Origin of the sequence: Echinicola shivajiensis (assembly GCF_018642165.1) — a bacterium.
In the GTDB taxonomy this organism is placed as follows: Bacteria; Bacteroidota; Bacteroidia; order Cytophagales; family Cyclobacteriaceae; genus Echinicola; species Echinicola shivajiensis.
Map to the genome: position 1 here is coordinate 1 of NZ_JAHHZM010000018.1, position 19611 is coordinate 19611.

Below are 19611 nucleotides of genomic sequence, written 5' to 3' on the forward strand. Positions count from 1 at the left end.
TGAAAAAGGTATCAAGGCCTATGAAGAAAAAATGCAGCTTCACAGAGAAAGGTGGCTACAAAAAACAGCTAAAGAACTAGGTTATGAACTCGAACAAATTCATGCCTAGTTCTTTACGTCATTGGTACGATAGGAGAAATCTCCTGATTTTCTTGCTTTTGGAAATCAATCGTTAGAGATTCTTCCTATCGTCAGAATGATACAAAAATTAGATTTACGGGAAAACCACTTTTAGTCTTTTAGAAATTTCCACTGGGTTTGATGATTTTTCGAGAGTGTTTCATTTTTCATTCTCGCCCTGATCAGTTCCACGGGAATGGCATTTTGGCTTAGGACCATATCGTGGAATTCCTTTTCGCTCATATTGCCATTATCTACTAATTCTTGTTTCAAGGAGTAGAACTGAAGTCCTCCAACCATATAGGCGATTTGGTATAGCGGTCCATAATTGCCCTCAAAAGATCTTCTCACTTCTGCTTCTGCATTGGCATATTCATGTCCCACTTTTTCTACCAAGAAATCGATGCATTGTTGAGGACTCATATTGCCCAAGTGGTAATTCAGAGAAAATATGATTCTGGCACATCGGTGCATCCTCCAAAAGAGCATACCTATTTTATCTTCTGTGTTTCTTGGGAATTCCTTGTTCCAAAGGTTCATTTCCCAGTAAAGTGCCCAGCCTTCCATCCAGAATGGTGTATGGAACATTCTCCTATGTGGTTTGTGCCTTTGAATCATAAAACCTTGTAAGTGATGTCCTGGAATGATTTCGTGGTGAACTACAGCACGTGAAAAGTGGGGATTGTTACCGCGCATGCTCATCATTTTTTCCTCTTGGCTCATTTCTGAGGTTGGATATGAAATGATGATGGTTTCTCCCCCCAAGAAGAATGGACTGACCCTTTGGCGTTCTGCGGACATCATTTTGGTTCTCCAAACTTCCTTGGCCAATTCAGGAATGGTAATCAAATCATTATTTTCCACATACTCTGTAGCTTCTACAACCATTTTAGCTACATCCTCAGGCCATTGCCCTGCAGGAACATAGGTGTTTTTTACATGTTCAAGTGCTGCTTTCCAGTCTTTTCCATAGCCTAATTCTTCTGAGGCCTTAAGCATTTCAGTTTCACACCATTCAAATTGCTTTTCTGCTTCAGCTATCAATTCTTCAGCAGAGTAGGGAATAAGCTCAAACTCCAGTTCCTTTTGTATGGCTTCGGCTCCAATGGGGTGACCGATGATACCACTGCCGTCATCCTTTACGCTGGTATTTTCGAAATTCTTTTCCAGAAATTCAGCATAAGTTTTGAGCCTTTTGTTAAGTTTCTCCCAAGGGCCGGCTACCCACCAAGTAAATTCAGGATCATAATCATAGTAGAATTCGTATGATTCTTGTACTTCTTTCTGAAGTGACTTTACACTCTTGGCTGCCAGATCGGCCTTTTGCCAGTTGTTATAAGGACTGTTTTTGAGTTCTTCCATTTTTTTGTCAATGGCCAAACTCGCATTATTAAATTGCTTGGCAATGGCTTTTGCATCTGGTTTATTGGCCCTTCTTCTGGCAATATAAAAGGACTCCAAATCCGAGGAAAAGTCAAGTACAGATTCTATCTCTTGGAATTTTTCATGATCTACATGGTGAAAATAAAGTTGTTTTTCCAGATAGTTCTTGAAAGCCAGGAAATCAATTTTTCCATCAGCACTGAGTTCCTTATAGTTCATGGAGTTGACCTTTTGTAGCCAATTACTGTAAAAGGTGTCCATCCTCTGAAAGTACTCTTCACTGAGATGGTTGCTGTATTTCCTGTTCAGCGCTGATCTGTCCGCTTGAAAACTCATGATAGGCTCATAAAGCTCAGTTGCCCTGAGGATTAATGGGGAAAAGAAAATTAATAATAGTCCAAAAATTTTTTTCATAGTTTCAAAATTGGTTAATATTCCATTCAATATAATTTTCATAAATGATTAAAATTACCTGGATTTAGGGCTATATCAGTGATTCAAAAATGAACTAATTTTTTTGTCAATAAAAGGAAGCATTCCAGATTTAGATCATAGGGCTGTAATATTTTAATTTGATAATACTCATAATATGTTAATCAAGTATCAGCATCGGCAATATTGTATCATTAATCACTAATTTGGTGCAATATTCTGATCTGGGCATATACTACCTTTGTCTCAAACATAAACTTGAAGACTATGAATTGGAATGGAGTTTTTCCTGCCGTTACGACTAAGTTTCATGCTGATGGCAGCATCGATTATGATACGTTTTTCTTGAACCTGGAGGCACAGGTTGAAGGTGGTGTTAAAGGTGTGATCTTAGGTGGAACACTTGGAGAGTCAAGTGTGCTGGAAGATGATGAGAAAATTGAATTGACTCAAAAAACAGTTGAAAAGCTTGCTGGTAGGGTTCCTGTTATTTTGAATATTGCAGAAGGTGCTACAGCCAAAGCGATCCATTGGGCCAAAAAGGCGGAAGAATTGGGAGTAGAAGCCTTGATGTTATTACCTCCAATGAGGTACCCGTCCGATCACAGAGAGACAGTAGCTTATTTCAAAGCTGTAGCTGACGCTACTTCCTTGCCGATCATGATCTATAATAATCCAGTAGATTATAAAACTTATGTGACATTGGAGATGTTTGAGGAATTGACGGTTTGTGAGAATATCCAAGCAGTAAAAGAATCCACGAGAGATGTATCCAATGTGACCAGGATGAAGACTAAATTTGGTGACCGATACAAAATTCTTTGTGGCGTGGACACTTTAACCATGGAGAGTGTTTTGATGGGAGCTGATGGATTGGTAGCAGGATTGGTTTGTGCTTTCCCTAAGGAAACTGTAGTGCTATTTGATTTGATCAAAGCGAGGAAAATAGATGAAGCACTAGAAATATATAGATGGTTCCTGCCACTTTTGGAATTGGATATCCATCCTAAATTGGTACAATACATCAAACTTGCAGAACAAATGGTTGGTTTAGGAACAGAAAATGTACGTGCCCCTAGGCTGACCTTGATCGGTGATGAAAGAGAAAGAATTGAAAAGATAATTCAAACTGGTATTGATAACAGACCAGAATTAGCATCTTTAAAAACAAGCGTATAATGCAAATTGATAAGGTATTAGAACAATCCGCTCAAGCTTTTACTATTTATAAAAAAACATCCTTGTCAGAAAGAGCCTTATTTTTAAGGAATGTGGCTGCCTGTCTTGGGGATATCAAGGAGGAGTTGATCCCAACTGCCTGCGAAGAATCACATTTGCCTGAGGGTAGAATTACAGGGGAGTTGGGCAGGACCACAGGGCAGATCAACCTTTTTGCAGATTATATAGAAGAAGGTAGTTGGCTAGAGGCGACCATTGATCACGGAAATCCAGAAAGGACCCCAGTACCTAAGCCGGATTTGCGGAGGTATTTGGTACCTATTGGCCCAGTGGTGGTCTTCGGCGCTAGCAATTTTCCATTGGCCTTTTCTACAGCTGGTGGAGACACGGTTTCTGCTTTGGCATCTGGATGTCCTGTGGTATATAAAGGACACCCATCCCATCCCAAAACTTCCCTTTTAGTATATGGAGCGATAAAAAAAGCATTGGAGCAAAGTGGTTTGCCTGAGGCCGTATTCCAGCATGTTGAGGGGGGGATAGCAGAAGGACAGGAGTTGGTGAAGCACCCTTTGACCAAAGCAGTAGGTTTTACGGGTTCTTTCAAGGGAGGAAAGGCCCTGTTTGACTTGGCTAACAGCCGTGAAGAGCCTATACCTGTGTATGCAGAAATGGGCAGTACCAATCCAGTCTTTGTGATGGAAAAGCCTTTAGAGGATTTGGATAAACTTTCGGCATTATATGCACAGTCACTTACCATGGGGGTAGGTCAGTTTTGTACTAACCCTGGAGTGATCTTTATTCCTGAAAAGTTTGCCCAAGAATTTGCAGCGGCAACCGGGAAAAATCTAGAGGCCATTGAAGGTCAGACGATGTTGAATGCTGGTATTCAGCGCGTATACAGTGAAAGTCTATCTGAAATGGAAAAGCTAAGTACTGTCACTTGGCCCAAAAAGGCAGAGCAATCGGACAAAGGATATCCAGCCTTGGCCTTGACCGATACAAAATCTTGGTTGGCAGACAAATCTTTGCAAGAAGAGGTATTTGGTCCATTTGGGATTGTAGTTTCCTATAATAGCCAAGAGGAACTGATGGCAGCGGCCCAATCACTTCAGGGCCAATTGACCATTACCCTTTGGGCTGATAAATCGGAGTTGGAAGCTCAGAAAGAATTGATCAGTGCGCTTCAGGAAAAATGTGGCAGGCTGTTATTCGGAGGAGTTCCTACCGGTGTAGAAGTAGGTTATGCCATGCAACATGGAGGACCTTTTCCCTCCACCACTGACAGTAGAACAACGTCTGTGGGAGTTTATGCCATCAAGCGATTTGTAAGGCCATTTGCTTTACAGAATTGCCCAGATGAGCTACTTCCGGAGGCCTTAAAAGAAGCCAATCCATTAGGAATTCCTAGAACAGTGGATGGCAAATTGGTGTCTTAATATTTGGTTCTAAATAATTGAATGAAGAAAACATTTAGTTGTATTGATTCCCATACCTGTGGCAACCCTGTGAGGGTGGTGACAGGTGGACTTCCCTTTTTGGAAGGGGAAAATATGTTCGAAAAACGGCAGTTTTTCATGGAACATTATGATTGGATCCGCAGAGGTCTGATGTTCGAACCAAGAGGCCATGATATGATGTCCGGTTCAATGCTTTATCCACCACATGATCCTGAGAATGATGTGGCCGTACTGTACATAGAGACCAGTGGGTGTTTGCCCATGTGTGGACATGGAACCATAGGAACGGTAACAGTGGCCATTGAGGAGGGATTGATCGTCCCTAAAACACCAGGGAAGTTAAGACTGGAGACTCCAGCAGGCTTGGTGTTGGTGAGTTATGTGCAGGAAGGTAAGCAGGTCAAATCAGTTAAACTGACCAATGTGGCCAGTTTTGTTAGTGCCAAGGACCTGAGTATTCATTGTGAAGAATTGGGTGAACTGAGCTTTGATGTGAGCTATGGGGGGAATTTCTATGCGATCATTGATCCTCAGGAAAACTTTACAGGCCTTCAGGACTTCACTGCTGAACAACTGATTGTGATGAGCAGAAAATTAAGAAAAGCCATCAATGAGAAGTATGAGTTTGTCCATTCTGAAAACCCAAGGATCAATGGGCTGAGCCATATCCAGTGGATAGGTAAGCCTTTGGATTCAAGTTCTGATAGTAGAAATGCTGTTTTCTATGGAGATAAAGCTATTGACCGCTCACCCTGCGGAACGGGGACTTCGGCGAGAATGGCCCAACTACACGCAAGAGGTCAGCTTAAGGTTCATCAACCATTTGTCAATGAAAGTTATATAGGGTCTAAGTTTACTGGTGAGATACTGGATACTACAGAGGTTGGGGGAGTTCCTGCGATCATTCCAAGTATTCAAGGCTGGGCTAAAATTACTGGATATAATACCATCTTTCTAGATGATGATGATCCTTATATGGAGGGATTTCAGGTGATATAGATATGAGATATTAGACGTGAGACTTGAGATGTGAGACATGTGATTTGAGTAGGAAGATAGTAGGACAGTTGACACGGTTCAATATTATCAAGAATTAAAATATTCTTTTGTCCCATATGGGATAATAACCCTTTTTGAATAAAACCCATTTAGTATTCGGCATCTTTCTGAATGCTTTATAATGTTGAGAATGTGTTTATGAAACCAACGATTGTTATAGGAGGAGGAATAGTCGGTCTTTTTACTGCTTATTACCTTCAGCAAATAGGTGAAGAAGTGATTGTCATTGATAGGGGCGACCTGGAGGAGAATTGCTCTACAGGAAATGCTGGAATGGTTGTTCCCAGTCATATAGTTCCTTTGGCTTCCCCGGGGATGATTTCCAAGGGGATATCCTGGATGCTGTCCTCAAAAAGTCCTTTTTATATCCAGCCCAGATTGGATAAAAAGTTGATTGAGTGGTGCTTGTTGTTTTATAAGAACTCCAATGCACAGCATGTGCAAAAGTCCATTCCCTATTTAAAGGGGATAAGCTTGTTTAGTAAACAGTTGTACTTGGATTTCATGGTTGAGCATGGGGATAATAATATCAATTTTCAAGACAAGGGTTTATTGATGCTATACAAGAGCAGGGAAGGGGAGAAAGAGGAAATTGAATTCAGCCATCTTGCCAAAAAAAGTGGGATTGATGTAGAAGTATTAAATAGGGATGATATCAGAAAAATGGAGTCCAATCAGGAAGTAGATGTACGTGGTGGTATCTATTTTCCAGATGACGCCCATTTATCTCCCAAAGATTTGTACGATTACCTGAAGCAATATCTGTTAAAGAATGGTGTAGGGCTTAAAAGTGGAGTAAGTATAATAGGATTTGAAAAGAGCGTAGACCAAGTGCAGGCTGTACTTACCACTAAAGGTAAAATTGATTGTAAGCAAGTGATGGTCTGTGCAGGATCTTGGTCTGGAGAAATAGCCAAAATGCTTGGATTCAAGTTGCCCATGATGGGCGGAAAGGGATATAGTTTTGTCCTTCCCAACACACCTCAGTTGATGCAGTCAAGTATCCTTACCGAAGCCAGGGTTTCCCAAAGTCCTTATGGAGAAAAAGTCCGTTTTGGTGGAACCATGGAGATATCCAATAAAGCGGATACCGTGAACATTAATAGGGTAAAAGGGATTTTTGAGTCTATTAAAAATTATTATCCCGAATTTCAGGCTGAATTTCCCCAAGAAGATCAAATTTGGAAAGGTATGAGGCCCTGTTCACCTGATGGTTTGCCTTATATCGGCAAGGCTCCTAAATGGAAGAATGTGGCTTTCGGTGCAGGTCATAGTATGATGGGACTTAGTTTGGCTCCTGCAACTGGAAAGATTCTTGCGGATCTCAGCAAGGGAAAAGAAGGAGAAGTGAGATTAGAAGGTTTTGCAGTTGATAGATATGCAAGGTGATTCGTCAGTATAACAGAAGCAAGAATTAAAAAGAAGGAGGTAGTCAGTAATGCATTTTTTGGCTACCTCATCATTTCATCGAATTCCAAGGTAATATAATAAAGCCCTCCTATCTGGGCATTTCCAAAAGCAGTTGTATAATACTTGTTGAGGATATTAGAGCCTCCGATTTTAATGGAAGTTTTGATTTTTGGAAGTTTATATCCTACCATAGCGTCCAAAGTATTGAAGGAAGGAATCGCAGCATCCCCAAAAGAAGATTCCCAATAAAAATCATTTTGCCATCGCCAGTTTACATTGGCACTTATATTATTGATAATATTGGTTTTGCCTAGCCCCAAGTTTAAACGGTAATCAGGCGTATTGAACCTGGTGCTAAAACCTGGAGGAGTGTCATTTTTTGATAAACCATTGTAGGAAATATTACCCTTTAACCAAATGCCATTAATGAAGCGGAAATCACCGCTCAAGGCCCAACCATTGGCGGTTACCCTGCTATCTGAACTGATGGTGGTTTGAAACCTTGTTTCTTCAGGTGTGTTAGGGTCCTTTACCATCAACTGTCTTGAGTGAAATCCATTATAGATATTTTGGAATACATAAAAGTCTACGAACAGCTGTTTTTTGAAGTATAGGCCTCTGTATCCAAGCTCATAGGCAGTTACTTTTTCGGGTCTAAAGACAGGGAGATTAATAGGGCCATCATCTAAATAGGGCTTGTCAGTAATTGGATTGGATCCGGTCAAAGGGTAGACATTGTCACTGGTGATTCCGTATTTCTCAAATACCTGGGGGAGTCCACCTATCACCTGAAAAGCGCCAATATTCAGGTCTACCCATTGGTCAGCGAGGCTTGCATACCTGAAGGCTGATTGGAGAGAAGCCCTTACGGTGTGGTTTTTCTCCTTATCCATGGAATAGACCATCGAAAATCTTGGCGTATAGATGGATTCAAACTGCTGATGATCATCAAAACGTGAAGAGAAGGTAATCCTCAAATGGTCCTTAAGGATATCTTTTCTGATTTGGGCGTAAATACCATACCACCAAGAGTGCAGGGGATCATCCTTTTCGTCCAAAAAAGTAGTGCCTTCCGTGTTGATATTATAGTATCGGTACTGCCAGCCAACTATCAGTTCAAATGCCTTGATTAAGTGATTGAAATTATACATTCCTTCAAAGCCAATCTGACTGGTTTTGTCTACAATTAAGGAACCACTGGGCAGAGAGGTGCTTGTGATATCATTCAGTAAAGAATTAAATTCTTCTGTGCCAGCAAGCGGAAAAGCAGGTTTACTGGGATCAGGGATGTTTCCTTGGACATTTCTATTATCGGCAACTGTTCGGGCAAAACTATACGATTGATTCAAAGGAAAACCAAATACTACATAGCCCTGTGCAAAGGCACCAAGATAATCAGCATACCAGTCTTCGCTTGATTTCCAAGCTTCATTCAATAAAAGTCCTGTAGTGCCAGCATCATAGGTGTCACCCGCATTTTCTCCTACTGTCCAAAGTCGCAAAAATCCCTCTGGTTTTTTCAATTCCAGCTTGCCCATATAGGTACTGAAGTTCTTAAGCGAAAATCTGTTTTGAGCAGTGTAAACAGATGTCCCACTGCCAAAGCCTCCTGACAAAATAAGTTCTGAAGTCTTTGAAAAGCGATAGTTTAGAGAGGATAAGATTCTTAGATTTTTGGTGTTATAGTCCACAAGGTCCTTCTCTTTCCAGCCTGTCCTGCTAACTATCTGGTCTGGGAAAAGAGCTGCTACACTGTCCACATAATAGTCGAATTCCGGCGTGCCTGGCTGTAATCCAAGGAAATTTTCTGCTAGTCCAGCAGCTACTTCCGGAGCTACTTCTTTGAGGTTGACAGGGACTATAATATCATCGCCATACACGTTTACACCATCATAGCCTTCATTACTTTCTCGGGTTGAATTGGGATCACCCAAGTTGTTCCTGTCCCGATAATCAGAAGCATGCCAGTCATTAGCTTGTAGGTAACCCAAGACCACTTTGAAGGCAAATTTATCTTTAAAGGATTTAGCATATCGAAGATTCAAATCAACCATAGGAGAGGGATTGTCCCTGTATTCGGCATTCATGTGCATTATACCTGTTTGGAGTGAGGCACTTAGTCCTTGGTATTCAAAAGGGTTTTTACTCGTCATAAGTAGGCTTCCGTTCATACCCCCTGGTCCATATAGGGCACTTGATGCTCCGATCAGTAGCTCAACACTTTCCACATCTAATTGCGATAGGCCAAAAATATTTCCAGCTGCAAAACCCAATCCAGCAGGAGTATTGTCCATACCATCAGTAAACTGGTTAAATCGGTAATTAGTGTTGCCATTAAAACCTCGTGTGTTTAAAGTCCTGAAAGTTAGACTTTGGACATTCATGTCCACTCCTTTTAGATTATAAATCCCGTCATAAAAATTAGCAGCAGTGGTCCTTTTTAGATCCCTGATGTCCAGTTTTTCTATACTTACTGGAGATTCCAGCAGCGCCTCTTCCATCCTTGATGCTGAAACTACTACATCTCGAACCTGAAAGGCTTCCTCTTCCATATGGATGTCAAGGATGTTGATTGGAGTTTCTATCAGGATTTTCTGATTCGAATAACCGATCATACTAAACACCAAAGTGAAAGGCAGCTCTTCAGTGACTTCCAATGAATACTTACCATTTATATCAGTATAGGTGCCTTGAAATGTGTTTTGTATAGAAATATTGACACCATTTAATGGAGATCTTGAATTGTTATCAAAAACGGTTCCCTTAATGGTGAATGACTGGGCAAAACAGGAAAAATTGAACAAGAAAAAAACAAAAAATAGTCCTAAACCAATCAGCTGATTGACCGATGTTGGATTCAATTCCTTACTTATTGTTCCAATAAAAGTCATTGATAATTAAATAGTTAAATCATTATTCATTCAATATATAATTATTTTCTGTCATTATTATGAATTTAATTATACTTATATTTATATAAATGTATTTCGTCCCATTCTTTTTTATGTTATACCTTATTATCATGCACAACTATGGAAATCTCAAAAAAAATATTTTCGATCTTCTTAATGGTTTTCGCGCTTTTCATTGTCTCCTGCGGGGATGATGACGATGATGTAAAGGAACCTGATCCTCTGGTTGGGACCTATATACTTTCTTCTGCTACGCTTAATGCTGAAGTAACCTTTATGGGAAATACTTGGCCTGCAGGCTCACCCATCACTGAAGTGGTTAAGCAGCTATTATATAATGATTCTCCTTGTGCAGATGGAGCCAATACCCAGATCATTCTAATGGAAAACTATGATGTGGCCTATGGTTGCGATAGCGAAAATTTAGATCCTTTGAACCTCGGGACTTGGTTCGTGAATGATGACAGGTCTGCATTAACTATGAACCTGACCATTCAAAATCAACCTTTTCCACTGATGTTAGAGAACTTGGCCAATGTCAATGGAGATGTGGAAGGGGATGCTACAAATTTTCCTTTGGTGGATCCAGGCGATGGTAGTTTAACCATTGCGAATGTCCATATTGTATTTGAAGAAATTTAGTTTTTTATAATTTCCATATTGTCAGGAAGATCATAATTCCATCTCTGCAGATAGTCGGCCCAATGTTTTTCTACAAGGTCCTTTTCTCTGATAGAGATGGAATATTTATTTTTTTTATAGGGACCTTGTTGGTCCAGGTATTTTTCAAAATTGCTTTTTGACTCCTTAAATCCACTGATGTCCAGTTGGTCGAAAATTTCTACCAAAGATTCTATTGGTGATCTTTCAAGCTCTTCAAATCTAATTTCAATTAGCCTGTCATCAGGTTTGACCTGGGTGTAAAAAGAATCCATAAGCTTTGTGTAGTTCTGGATAACCATTTTCTCTATTTCTTCATCAGTAAGTTCTTGAAACCAAAGTGTAGGCATCAATTCCTTGAAGAATTTCATAGTGGAAAGAAAAACCGTATAAGGGTTGCGGTAAATATGAATGAATCTAGCATCAGGGTAAAGTGATCGAAGGGTATCCAACCTGGCCGTAGATGCTGGGTTTTTGATGAAGAGCTGTTGGTTATGATTGATCAGGCTGGTTTTTTTAAGTAATCCATCGTAATCCTTGGCCCATTTTGCTTTATCCTTCTCACTGGAAAATGAAATATAGCGCTCAAAGAAATCTGATGCTTTTTTGGGGAAATAGAAAAAATTATAGAAGGAAGCTTCCGAGATATTGGAAAGGGCAAATTCCTCCTCTTGGGGATAGGTATAATGGAGTTTTACATTGTCACTGGGCCTAGTTTCAGGTGTTAACCAATTCATCAGTGGCGCCATCAATGGTTTTGAGGCCATATAATTGGTGAAAACAGTTTGATAGGTACTGACGAAAGCAGCTTTTTCAGTTTGGCAAAGGAGATTATGCAATAAGGTAGTCCCACTTCTCCAGTGGCCTAAAATGAAGACAGGCTTATTGACTTTCACCTGACTGGTATCCCTATATTTCCAATCCTCATACCATCGGAGTGGACTTAAAATGCTGATGATTGCACCTGTAAGAAAATATTTGAGAAGGTACTTTGTCTCTATTTGTTCTTTACTTGTTATCTTAATGTAATTGCTTAGTTTTGAGCCTATAAGGGGGGATAATGGAGGTAGGCTGAATTCTTTCTTTGACATAACTATTTGTTCATATGACAACAGGTATTTCTAAAGTTAAAAGTTTTCTTATTGTAATCATTGTTTATTGTCTCTGTTTATTGGTCTCCTGGTTTATAATGTTTTATGGAAATGTAGAAAATGATTTGTGGGCAATGGGGCTGGCAGATTTAACAGCTACAGTCATCGTTTTTGTTTTTTCATTTGCTTATAGTAATTCAAGTATTTACGATCCTTATTGGAGTGTATACCCGATTTTTATTTCGTCTTATTGGATCATTTTGATTGGGGATATAGGAAATATGTACCGTAACTGCTTGGTCTTTGCCTTGGTGTTAGTATGGGGAATCAGGCTGACTTTAAATTGGGCAAGGGGCTGGCATGGGATGATGCATCAAGATTGGAGATATGTTCAACTAAAGAGCGAAACTGGGCCTTTTTATTGGTTAGTCAGTTTTTTGGGAATCCACCTTTTTCCTACCCTATTGGTTTTTCTTTCTTGTATACCACTTTACTTTATTTTTCAGATTAGCGCCCCTTTGGGGATAGTTGATGTAATAGTATTCTTGGTAACTGGGGGAGCAATATTGATTGAAGCTATAGCCGATAATCAACTTAGGTGTTTTAAGCAATCAGCTGATAATGAGGGGAAAGTTATGGATAGGGGATTATGGTCTTATTCAAGACATCCCAACTATTTCGGGGAAATACTCTTTTGGTTTGGCTTGTTTTTGTTTATCTTAAATGATTACAAACCAGACCGTTATTGGCTTGTGGGAGGCTCAGTTAGCATTTTCTTATTGTTCGTCTTTATCAGTATTCCCATGATGGAAAAGCGAGAATTGAAAAAGCAAGGTTATAAGCAATATAAGGAGAAAGTTTCGGTCCTCATTCCTCTGCCCAATCGCAAAAAATAATGGCTTTAAAGGTACTCATATCAGGACCTACCTCTGGGACAGGAAAATATCTAGCGAACTTTCTTGCCTATAATTCCTTTGAGACTATTCTTTTGGGGAGAAATATGGAGGAAATGCAAGACTTGGAAGCTTTCAAATCTGGAAATTGTAAATGCTTTGAAACCAATTTGGCCAGTATGGATTCCCTGAAGCAGTCCATCTTTAATATCAAGAAAGAGGTTGATCAGATAGACATAATCATCAATAATGCGGGAATCCTTGGTTATGATAGCCCCAGAGTGGATGAAAGAGGAGTTGAAGCAACCTTTCAGGTGAATTATCTGGCTCATTACTATTTGGTTTCAGAATTGGCGGAGTTGTTTAATTCCCAAAGGACCAGACTATTTAATATGTGTTCTAGGGCGGCATTTTGGTATCATCTTGATGCAAAGGATTTTCAATCATTAAAAGCATACCAGCCCATGAAGGCTTATGGTCGGAGCAAGAAAATGCTTATGATGCTTGGGAAATGGATGGCTGACAATCCAGCTTATGCGCATGTCGAAGTGTATAATATTGATCCTGGAACATTTAAGTCTGGCATCAGCAGGTCTAGAGGGCTTTGGTTCAGGTTTTTATATGAAATTGCCCGTTCCTTCATGAGAAGACCTGAAAATGCTTGCAAAGAAATAGTGGAGATAATCCAAGGGATGAGAACATTTCCTTCAGGTGCTTTGATCAAAAATGGAGCTGTTAAATCTTCTCCAGTTGAACAGCATTTGCTCAATCTTTTGATCGAAGAAAGTACTGCGCTTACAGGCTCGGACATTCGTGCTGTCAAAGCATTCATAAGATGAAAAGGCGTTACTTGCTGATACTGCTTAGTTTGATTTTTCAACCCATATGGGCACAGAATACTCAAATGCTGACCATTCAGGAATGCTTGGAATTAGCTCTTCAGAATAATAAACGATTAAAACTTCAAAAGCTGGAATTAAATAAAGAGCAGCAAAAGTTGAAGGCTGAAGCTAATTTTTTGCAACCCGAGATAAGTGCATTTAGCCAATATTTTCTATACTTGGATGATTACCCAGTTTACTTTTTTCCTGAGAATACCGGGGCAAATTTGAATGGACCGGTACAATTGGGTGCGGACCAAAATTTTTATTCAGGAATCATGCTTGAGCAAAGCCTCTTAGATGCCCGCATGTTTGGTGCTGGAAAGCTAAAACAAGCTTCAGGTGAAATATTTGAAAGAAAAATACAGCTTGATGAAAATGAACTTAGGTATGAGGTACTCAAAGCCTATTTTCAGGTATTGAGCCTTCAAGAGAATCAGGTTTTATTGGATTTTAATAAAGAGAGACTTCATAAGCTGAAGCAGATTACCAGCATATCCGTTGATAATAAGTTTGCTAAATCGGTGGATCTGGAGGAAATTGAATTAAGGCAGAAGGAGCTGGTAATTAGAGAAAGGAAGTTTCAACAAGGGTATGAACAAAGTTTGAAATACCTAAAATTACTTTGTGGTTTGCCACAAGACCAAAAAATAGCTTTGGTCAATATTCAGAAACTGGAAACTGAATTTGTTCCTTTGGAGACTATGGACTCTATAAAAGGGATATCATGGGAATTAATGGAATTACAAAAGCAAATTAACTCCAGTGCTTCCGCAAAGGGAGATTCCCAAAGCTATCCCTCATTGGATCTTTTTATGTCTTTTCAGTGGTTGCAGCAGGAGGGCTATGGGGACCTGTTTAGCTCCAATGCGGAATGGTTTAATCAACACATTATTGGCCTGAGATTGAATATTCCGATTATTAGCAAGGGAACTATAAATCGGAAAGAGCAGGCCAAACTGGACAATGAGATTTTAAACCTTCAGCAAGAGTTGCTACTGGAAAGCCAGCAAATGCAAAGAGAAAAGGCTTTGGATGCCTCGGAGATAGCTCGAGTGGAAATGGAACACCATGAAGAGTTGCTTGATCTTCGGAAAAGACAATACGGACAGGCAGAACTCAGGTACAAAGAACACACAGCATCATTAAGAGAATTGCTTGAAACAGATGAGGAATTGGTGAAACAAAAGGTGGCATTCCAGCAAAAGAAGGTAGACTACTTTCTGAGCATATTAGACTTATATAAGGCTTATGATATTTTAGACCATATAACAGATCTGCCATGAAGCGGATTACGATCATAATGCTGTTAATTGTCCTTATCTCTGTGATCGGTTTTGTCTTATGGACAAACAGAAATGAAATGAGGAAAGCAAGCCTTTTGGCAGAGACCAAAGTGGAAAAGATCCCTGTGAATATTTTCACGGTTCGGCAAAGCAGTCCAAGTGCTTCTTTTAGACTTTCGGGGCAATTATCTCCATCAAGTGAACTGGTATTACTGTCTCAGACTCAGGGTGAAATATTATCCTTATCTAAAGGAAAGGGTCAATGGGTCGAGATTGGAGAAGAAATAGCCGCTGTGGAGGATTTATTGTACAAGGAAGAATATGAATTGAGCAAATTGGCCTATGAAAAACTGAGAATAGATTTAGAGAGATTTAAACGAATGGAAGAAGGGGAGGCCATAACTTCCCAGCAAAGGGAAGGTGTAGAGCTTAATTTGAATACCGCTAAAGCCAAATATTTGGCTGCCCAAAAACAACTTGAAAATGCTCACATCAAGGCGCCCATAGCAGGATTTATCAACCAGATGTTTGTGAAAAAAGGATCATTAATCGGTATTGGTGCCCCAGTTTGTGAAATTGTTAATACCAGTAGTTTGATCTTAAAATTAAATTTGGCAGAAAAGGAGGTCTTAGGATTAGAGTCGGCTAAGGAAATAAGAGTGGTTGTGCCTTCAATGCCCGGGGATACCTTAATCGGTAAATTGGAATTTGTCAGTGTAAAAGCTGATCATAATAATCAGTATGAAGCAGAAATCACTCTAGTCAACGAGAAAGCTCGTTTTAAGGCAGGCATGATCGGTTTGGCGCTTTTGGATAATGAGCCCGATGAAGAGGGAATTTATATCCCTATCGGTTCCTTGATGGATGTTGGAGAGAAGGAGGAATATGTTTATGTGGTAGAGCAGGGAAGGGCCATTAGAAAAAATGTTGTCTCTGGAGCTAGGTATGGGGATTATATTGAAATCCTAAAAGGTGTTCAACCCGGAGATAGGGTGATTCTAGAAGGAAAAAATAGGATTGATCCTGAACAAGCAGTAGTCGTCATATCGGAATGAATATTACCAAGCTATCCATAGAGCGTCCAGTTGTGGTAATCGTTTTTTACCTTTTGATTGCCATTTTAGGAATCTATAGTTATTTCCGGTTGAATTATGAATTGGTGCCAAAGTTTAGTCCAGAAGTGATTACTGTGGCAACGGCCTACCCGGGAGCCAGTGCAAAAGAAGTAGAAGAACAAGTCAGCAGAATGGGAGAGGACGCCTTGTCTTCCCTTTCTGGTGTAAGTGTGCTGACTGCTGTTTCTTTAGATAATTTTTCCTTGATCAGGTTGGAGCTGCCTTCCGGTACTGATGTTGACCTTGTCCTTCGTGAGGTTCAACGAATGATGGCAGCAAATGCGGATAAACTTCCTGCCGCTGCAAAGAGTCCTGTAGTTTCTCGTTTTGATTTTGATGCCCTTCCTGTAATGCGTATGGGCTTGTTTGCTGATTTGAATCCTGTTGCATTGCAGGAATTGGCCAAGGATCAGATTGTCCCTGCTTTAGCCAGAATAGAAGGAGTGGCAGAAGTGAGGATGCTAGGAGGCGAGGAACAGGAAATAAGGGTAATGGTTCACCAGGATAAATTGGAGCATTATGGGCTTTCCATTTTACAGGTAGTAGATGCAATGAAAAGGACCAATAAGGATATTCCTGTAGGTTCATTGCAGGATGGAGCATCCAAGCAATCGATAAGGCTGAAAGGAAAGTTTGCAAGCTTAGAGGAGATAAGGAATGTTCCTGTCATTCATCCTGTCAAAAGAAATACAGTACTGTTGGAACAATTGGCAGATATTTCAGAGGGGAAAAAGGAGCAGGAACTTATCAGCAGGGTAGATGGGAAAAGTGCCATAGGCATAGATATCAAGAAGAAAAGCGACGCCAATGCTGTGGAGATGAGTCGGCTTGTTCAAAAAGAAATATTAATGTTGGAAGAGCGGTTTAAATTGGAGGGTGTTCGATTTGATATTTCCATGGATACTTCCTCCTTTACCTTAAAGGCAGCAAATGCGGTCCTAGCTGACTTAGGATTTGCCATTTTGCTGGTCTCTTTGGTGATGCTGCTGTTTCTGCATAGTATCAGGAATTCGGTTATAGTCCTTTTGTCTATTCCCCTTTCTATTCTTAGCACTTTCACTGTCATGTATCTTTTAGGGTATTCCCTTAATTTATTGTCCCTGCTAGGGCTCTCCCTTGCAATAGGGATTTTAGTGGATGATAGTATTGTGGTTGTGGAGAATACATATCGACACTTTGAAATGGGAAAGGGCAAGAGGGAAGCTGCATATGATGGCCGTATGGAAATTGGCTTTACAGCTATTTCAATCACATTGATTGATGTGGTAGTTTTTTTTCCTTTGATATTTTCCACAGGGCTGGTAGCAGATTTGCTCAGGCAATTTGGGGTGGTCATCTTGGTGTCTACCTTGATGAGCCTATTGGTTTCCTTTACCCTAGTTCCCTTGGTGGCCTCACGTTTTGGAAAACTTGAAAGGCTGAGTCAATCAACATTTTTAGGCCGGTTTGTCCATTCTTTTGAAGGTTGGATAGACCAATTCAGTGATTTGATTGTTAATGTTTTGAAATGGGCATTTGGCCATCGTATAATTACTCTAGCAATGGCTTTTTTCCTATTGCTTGGGGCTTTCATCCTCATACCAGGCGGCTTTATAGGAATTGAATTTGTGAAGGGAGGAGACCGGGGTGAGTTTTTATTGGAACTTCGGGTGGAGGAAGGATCGACCTTATCTAAGACAAGTGAAGTTACGAGACAAGTAGAAGACTATTTGATGGAGATTCCAGAGGTGGAGGGAGTCTTTACAACAGTTGGAATTACCAGTAGTGGCAGGATAGAGTTTGCTACTCCCCACTTGGCGGAAGTAAGTGTTAAGCTTATTGACAAAAAGGATCGGGAAAGATCCGCTTCTTTAATTGCTAGACAAATAAAGCTGGAGCTTGAAGGAGCTATACCGGGTTTGGCCATTAGGCCCATTGATATTAATCTGTTGGGCTTGAGGGATGATGACGCCGTCCAGGTTGCTGTATTGAATCCTGATAAGGATAAGCTTAACCGCTTGGGCACCCAAGTTGAAAATATACTTGATCAAGTCAAAGGAACTGTCGAGGTTACTTCAACTTCCTCTTCTATTTCAAATGAATCAGAAGTTTCACTCAATGAAGATGAAATGGCGCTTTTGAAGGTTAACCCATTGATTGTCGGGGCTACCCTTAGGACGGCAGTTTTTGGTAATCAGGAGGAGAACTTTTTTAAAGACGATCAACTATACCCCATCAATATCCAGCTTAGTAAGGAATACATCAACGAGCCAGAAGATTTATTGGGCCTGACAGTCATCAATGAAAATGGACAATTGATCAAACTTAACCAACTGGCCCAAATCAATAGCGTGAAATCTTCCGAGGTGTTGGAACGTACCAACCGAAGCCCATCCGTGACTATAAAATCTCAAATTATGGGAAGAACTGCCGGTCAGGTAAACAATGATTTTAGAAGTAAACTTAAAGCCTTAGAGGCCCCAGAAGGAACAACTTTTCTATTTGGTGGCCAGTCAAAGAGGACCAAAGAAGGGATTGAAACCATGATTTTTGCCTTCTCACTTTCTGTTTTTCTGGTTTATTTCGTGCTGGTAATCTTGTATAATTCATTCAATTATCCTTTTGTGGTATTGCTTTCCATTCCAATGGCCTTGGTAGGGGCTTTGCTAGCATTGGCATTGACCAAAGAAGCCCTGAGTATTTTTTCAATCTTGGGCTTGGTTATGCTGGTAGGCTTGGTTGGCAAAAATGCTATCCTTGTAGTGGACTTTACTAATAGGTTGAGAGAAAAGGGGATGCAACTGAAGGATGCCTTGATTAAGGCGACTAGATTAAGGTTCAGACCTGTGTTGATGACCAATATTTCCATGATCATAGGTTTGATTCCCATAGCATTGGCCTCTGGTGCCGGTTCAGAATGGAAAAATGGATTGGCATGGGCGATTATAGGAGGTTTGAGCTCTTCGATGATCCTTACTTTGGTGGTGGTTCCTGTGGTCTATTCTATGTTTTCCAAAGAGAAGAGCATTACCAAAGAAAAGGTATAAGTGCCTTACGGTTTTTAGGATATTCAGGGAATTTGTTTAGGTACCATTGATGATGTGACCAAGCTCTAGGAGCGAGATTGGCAAATGTAAAGACAGCAAAAGCCAAACCCGGTAAGGACAAGGTGAGCAAGGCCCATCCCGACCACTCTAGAATTTCACCAAAGTAATGCGGGTTTGAAATCCAGTTAAAAAGTCCTTTCCTAGGTGCCTTATATTCTGTTCCACCAATTAATTTTAGTGACCTCAATTGGCTGTCGGCTTGTTTGTTTATCCAATAGCCCAATAGGAAAAGTGTAATTCCTGCAATAAAATAGGGTGACAATAACCACTCATTAGAAAAGGAGGCAAGGTGGAATAAATAATACCCATTGATAAAACCATTGATGCAATTAAAAATAATAGCAAAAAGGACAATCAGTCCAGGGTAAGGTTTATTGGGGCTGCCAAATCTAAAGGGATAGATAAAGGTCCTATGGAAATAATGAAATTCCCAGATGATCAGCATGATGATAGCAGGAATCGAATCCCAAGCTCGATAAGATATAAATAGCAACAATGGGAATAGAAAAGCGGGCAATTCTTGAAGTATCCATGCCCATCTGGCTTTGATCGTAAATCCCCAACCTGGACGCTGGAAGCGGCCGTAAGGTGCCTTGATATAAAACAAAATAACAAATACCATAATGGCAGTTAGGAATTCTGTTATG

The 19611-nt window shown here is 40.2% G+C and carries 14 protein-coding genes; 10 read left to right on the plus strand and 4 right to left on the minus strand.

The genetic code is table 11. From position 1 onward, the window contains the following. Positions 1–231: 231 nt before the first annotated feature. Positions 232–1917 (minus strand): DUF885 family protein, encoded by a 1686-nt coding sequence (locus KMW37_RS19860; RefSeq protein ID WP_215226388.1) that lies wholly within the window; start codon positions 1915–1917, stop codon positions 232–234. A gap of 285 nt (positions 1918–2202) precedes the next feature. On the opposite strand from KMW37_RS19860, the gene KMW37_RS19865 reads away from it, so the two are divergent. The 4 genes from KMW37_RS19865 (at position 2203) to KMW37_RS19880 (ending at position 7019) form a co-directional block, all read left to right on the plus strand. Next, positions 2203–3114: a dihydrodipicolinate synthase family protein gene (locus tag KMW37_RS19865; RefSeq protein ID WP_215226389.1), complete on the plus strand. Its 912-nt coding sequence runs from the start codon at positions 2203–2205 to the stop codon at positions 3112–3114. Beyond that, on the plus strand, positions 3114–4550 hold the full coding sequence (locus KMW37_RS19870; RefSeq protein ID WP_215226390.1) for an aldehyde dehydrogenase (NADP(+)): 1437 nt from the start codon (positions 3114–3116) through the stop codon (positions 4548–4550). The genes KMW37_RS19865 and KMW37_RS19870 overlap by 1 nt, the downstream gene beginning before the upstream one ends. A gap of 21 nt (positions 4551–4571) precedes the next feature. Next, positions 4572–5570 carry a 4-hydroxyproline epimerase gene (locus tag KMW37_RS19875; protein WP_215226391.1) on the plus strand — a complete coding sequence of 333 codons (999 nt, stop codon included), beginning with the start codon at positions 4572–4574 and terminating at the stop codon, positions 5568–5570. A 198-nt stretch (positions 5571–5768) separates the two neighbouring features. After that, positions 5769–7019 carry an NAD(P)/FAD-dependent oxidoreductase gene (locus KMW37_RS19880; protein ID WP_215226392.1) on the plus strand — a complete coding sequence of 417 codons (1251 nt, stop codon included), beginning with the start codon at positions 5769–5771 and terminating at the stop codon, positions 7017–7019. 62 nt (positions 7020–7081) lie between these two features. On the opposite strand, the gene KMW37_RS19885 is transcribed toward KMW37_RS19880, so the two are convergent. Then, positions 7082–9931: a TonB-dependent receptor gene (locus tag KMW37_RS19885; protein WP_215226393.1), complete on the minus strand. Its 2850-nt coding sequence runs from the start codon at positions 9929–9931 to the stop codon at positions 7082–7084. Positions 9932–10072: 141 nt separating this feature from the next. Between KMW37_RS19885 and KMW37_RS19890 the strand changes: the two genes are divergently transcribed. After that, positions 10073–10594 (plus strand): hypothetical protein, encoded by a 522-nt coding sequence (locus KMW37_RS19890; protein WP_215226394.1) that lies wholly within the window; start codon positions 10073–10075, stop codon positions 10592–10594. Here KMW37_RS19890 and KMW37_RS19895 read toward each other — a convergent pair. Next, positions 10591–11703 carry a sulfotransferase family protein gene (locus tag KMW37_RS19895; protein WP_215226395.1) on the minus strand — a complete coding sequence of 371 codons (1113 nt, stop codon included), beginning with the start codon at positions 11701–11703 and terminating at the stop codon, positions 10591–10593. The genes KMW37_RS19890 and KMW37_RS19895 overlap by 4 nt on opposite strands. A gap of 98 nt (positions 11704–11801) precedes the next feature. Here KMW37_RS19895 and KMW37_RS19900 point away from each other — a divergent pair, with 98 nt between their 5' ends. The 5 genes from KMW37_RS19900 to KMW37_RS19920 are packed head-to-tail and all read left to right on the plus strand — an operon-like array spanning position 11802 to position 18904. Beyond that, positions 11802–12599 (plus strand): DUF1295 domain-containing protein, encoded by a 798-nt coding sequence (locus tag KMW37_RS19900; protein WP_215226396.1) that lies wholly within the window; start codon positions 11802–11804, stop codon positions 12597–12599. Further along, positions 12599–13435: an SDR family NAD(P)-dependent oxidoreductase gene (locus KMW37_RS19905; RefSeq protein ID WP_215226397.1), complete on the plus strand. Its 837-nt coding sequence runs from the start codon at positions 12599–12601 to the stop codon at positions 13433–13435. The genes KMW37_RS19900 and KMW37_RS19905 overlap by 1 nt, the downstream gene beginning before the upstream one ends. After that, positions 13432–14763 carry a TolC family protein gene (locus KMW37_RS19910; RefSeq protein ID WP_215226398.1) on the plus strand — a complete coding sequence of 444 codons (1332 nt, stop codon included), beginning with the start codon at positions 13432–13434 and terminating at the stop codon, positions 14761–14763. The genes KMW37_RS19905 and KMW37_RS19910 overlap by 4 nt, the downstream gene beginning before the upstream one ends. Further along, complete coding sequence (locus tag KMW37_RS19915; RefSeq protein ID WP_215226399.1) at positions 14760–15818, plus strand: efflux RND transporter periplasmic adaptor subunit; 1059 nt, start codon at positions 14760–14762, stop codon at positions 15816–15818. Before KMW37_RS19910 ends, KMW37_RS19915 begins: the two co-directional genes overlap by 4 nt. Then, the gene (locus KMW37_RS19920; protein ID WP_215226400.1) at positions 15815–18904 is read left to right on the plus strand and encodes an efflux RND transporter permease subunit; all 3090 of its coding nucleotides are present in this window, start codon (positions 15815–15817) and stop codon (positions 18902–18904) included. Before KMW37_RS19915 ends, KMW37_RS19920 begins: the two co-directional genes overlap by 4 nt. On the opposite strand, the gene KMW37_RS19925 is transcribed toward KMW37_RS19920, so the two are convergent. Then, positions 18885–19586 (minus strand): methyltransferase, encoded by a 702-nt coding sequence (locus tag KMW37_RS19925; protein WP_215226401.1) that lies wholly within the window; start codon positions 19584–19586, stop codon positions 18885–18887. The two genes, KMW37_RS19920 and KMW37_RS19925, sit on opposite strands and share 20 nt — an antisense overlap. Between the last annotated feature and the right edge of the window lie 25 nt (positions 19587–19611).

Bases quoted from the DNA above. Each gene is read 5' to 3' on its own strand.
- KMW37_RS19900 (WP_215226396.1), top strand. From the start codon at position 11,802: ATGTTTTATGGAAATGTAGAAAATGATTTGTGGGCAATGGGGCTGGCA.
- KMW37_RS19895 (WP_215226395.1), bottom strand. From the start codon at position 11,703: ATGTCAAAGAAAGAATTCAGCCTACCTCCATTATCCCCCCTTATAGGC.
- KMW37_RS19905 (WP_215226397.1), top strand. From the start codon at position 12,599: ATGGCTTTAAAGGTACTCATATCAGGACCTACCTCTGGGACAGGAAAA.
- KMW37_RS19920 (WP_215226400.1), top strand. From the start codon at position 15,815: ATGAATATTACCAAGCTATCCATAGAGCGTCCAGTTGTGGTAATCGTT.
- KMW37_RS19885 (WP_215226393.1), bottom strand. From the start codon at position 9,931: ATGACTTTTATTGGAACAATAAGTAAGGAATTGAATCCAACATCGGTC.
- KMW37_RS19860 (WP_215226388.1), bottom strand. From the start codon at position 1,917: ATGAAAAAAATTTTTGGACTATTATTAATTTTCTTTTCCCCATTAATC.
- KMW37_RS19910 (WP_215226398.1), top strand. From the start codon at position 13,432: ATGAAAAGGCGTTACTTGCTGATACTGCTTAGTTTGATTTTTCAACCC.
- KMW37_RS19865 (WP_215226389.1), top strand. From the start codon at position 2,203: ATGAATTGGAATGGAGTTTTTCCTGCCGTTACGACTAAGTTTCATGCT.
- KMW37_RS19925 (WP_215226401.1), bottom strand. From the start codon at position 19,586: ATGGTATTTGTTATTTTGTTTTATATCAAGGCACCTTACGGCCGCTTC.
- KMW37_RS19870 (WP_215226390.1), top strand. From the start codon at position 3,114: ATGCAAATTGATAAGGTATTAGAACAATCCGCTCAAGCTTTTACTATT.
- KMW37_RS19880 (WP_215226392.1), top strand. From the start codon at position 5,769: ATGAAACCAACGATTGTTATAGGAGGAGGAATAGTCGGTCTTTTTACT.
- KMW37_RS19915 (WP_215226399.1), top strand. From the start codon at position 14,760: ATGAAGCGGATTACGATCATAATGCTGTTAATTGTCCTTATCTCTGTG.
- KMW37_RS19890 (WP_215226394.1), top strand. From the start codon at position 10,073: ATGGAAATCTCAAAAAAAATATTTTCGATCTTCTTAATGGTTTTCGCG.
- KMW37_RS19875 (WP_215226391.1), top strand. From the start codon at position 4,572: ATGAAGAAAACATTTAGTTGTATTGATTCCCATACCTGTGGCAACCCT.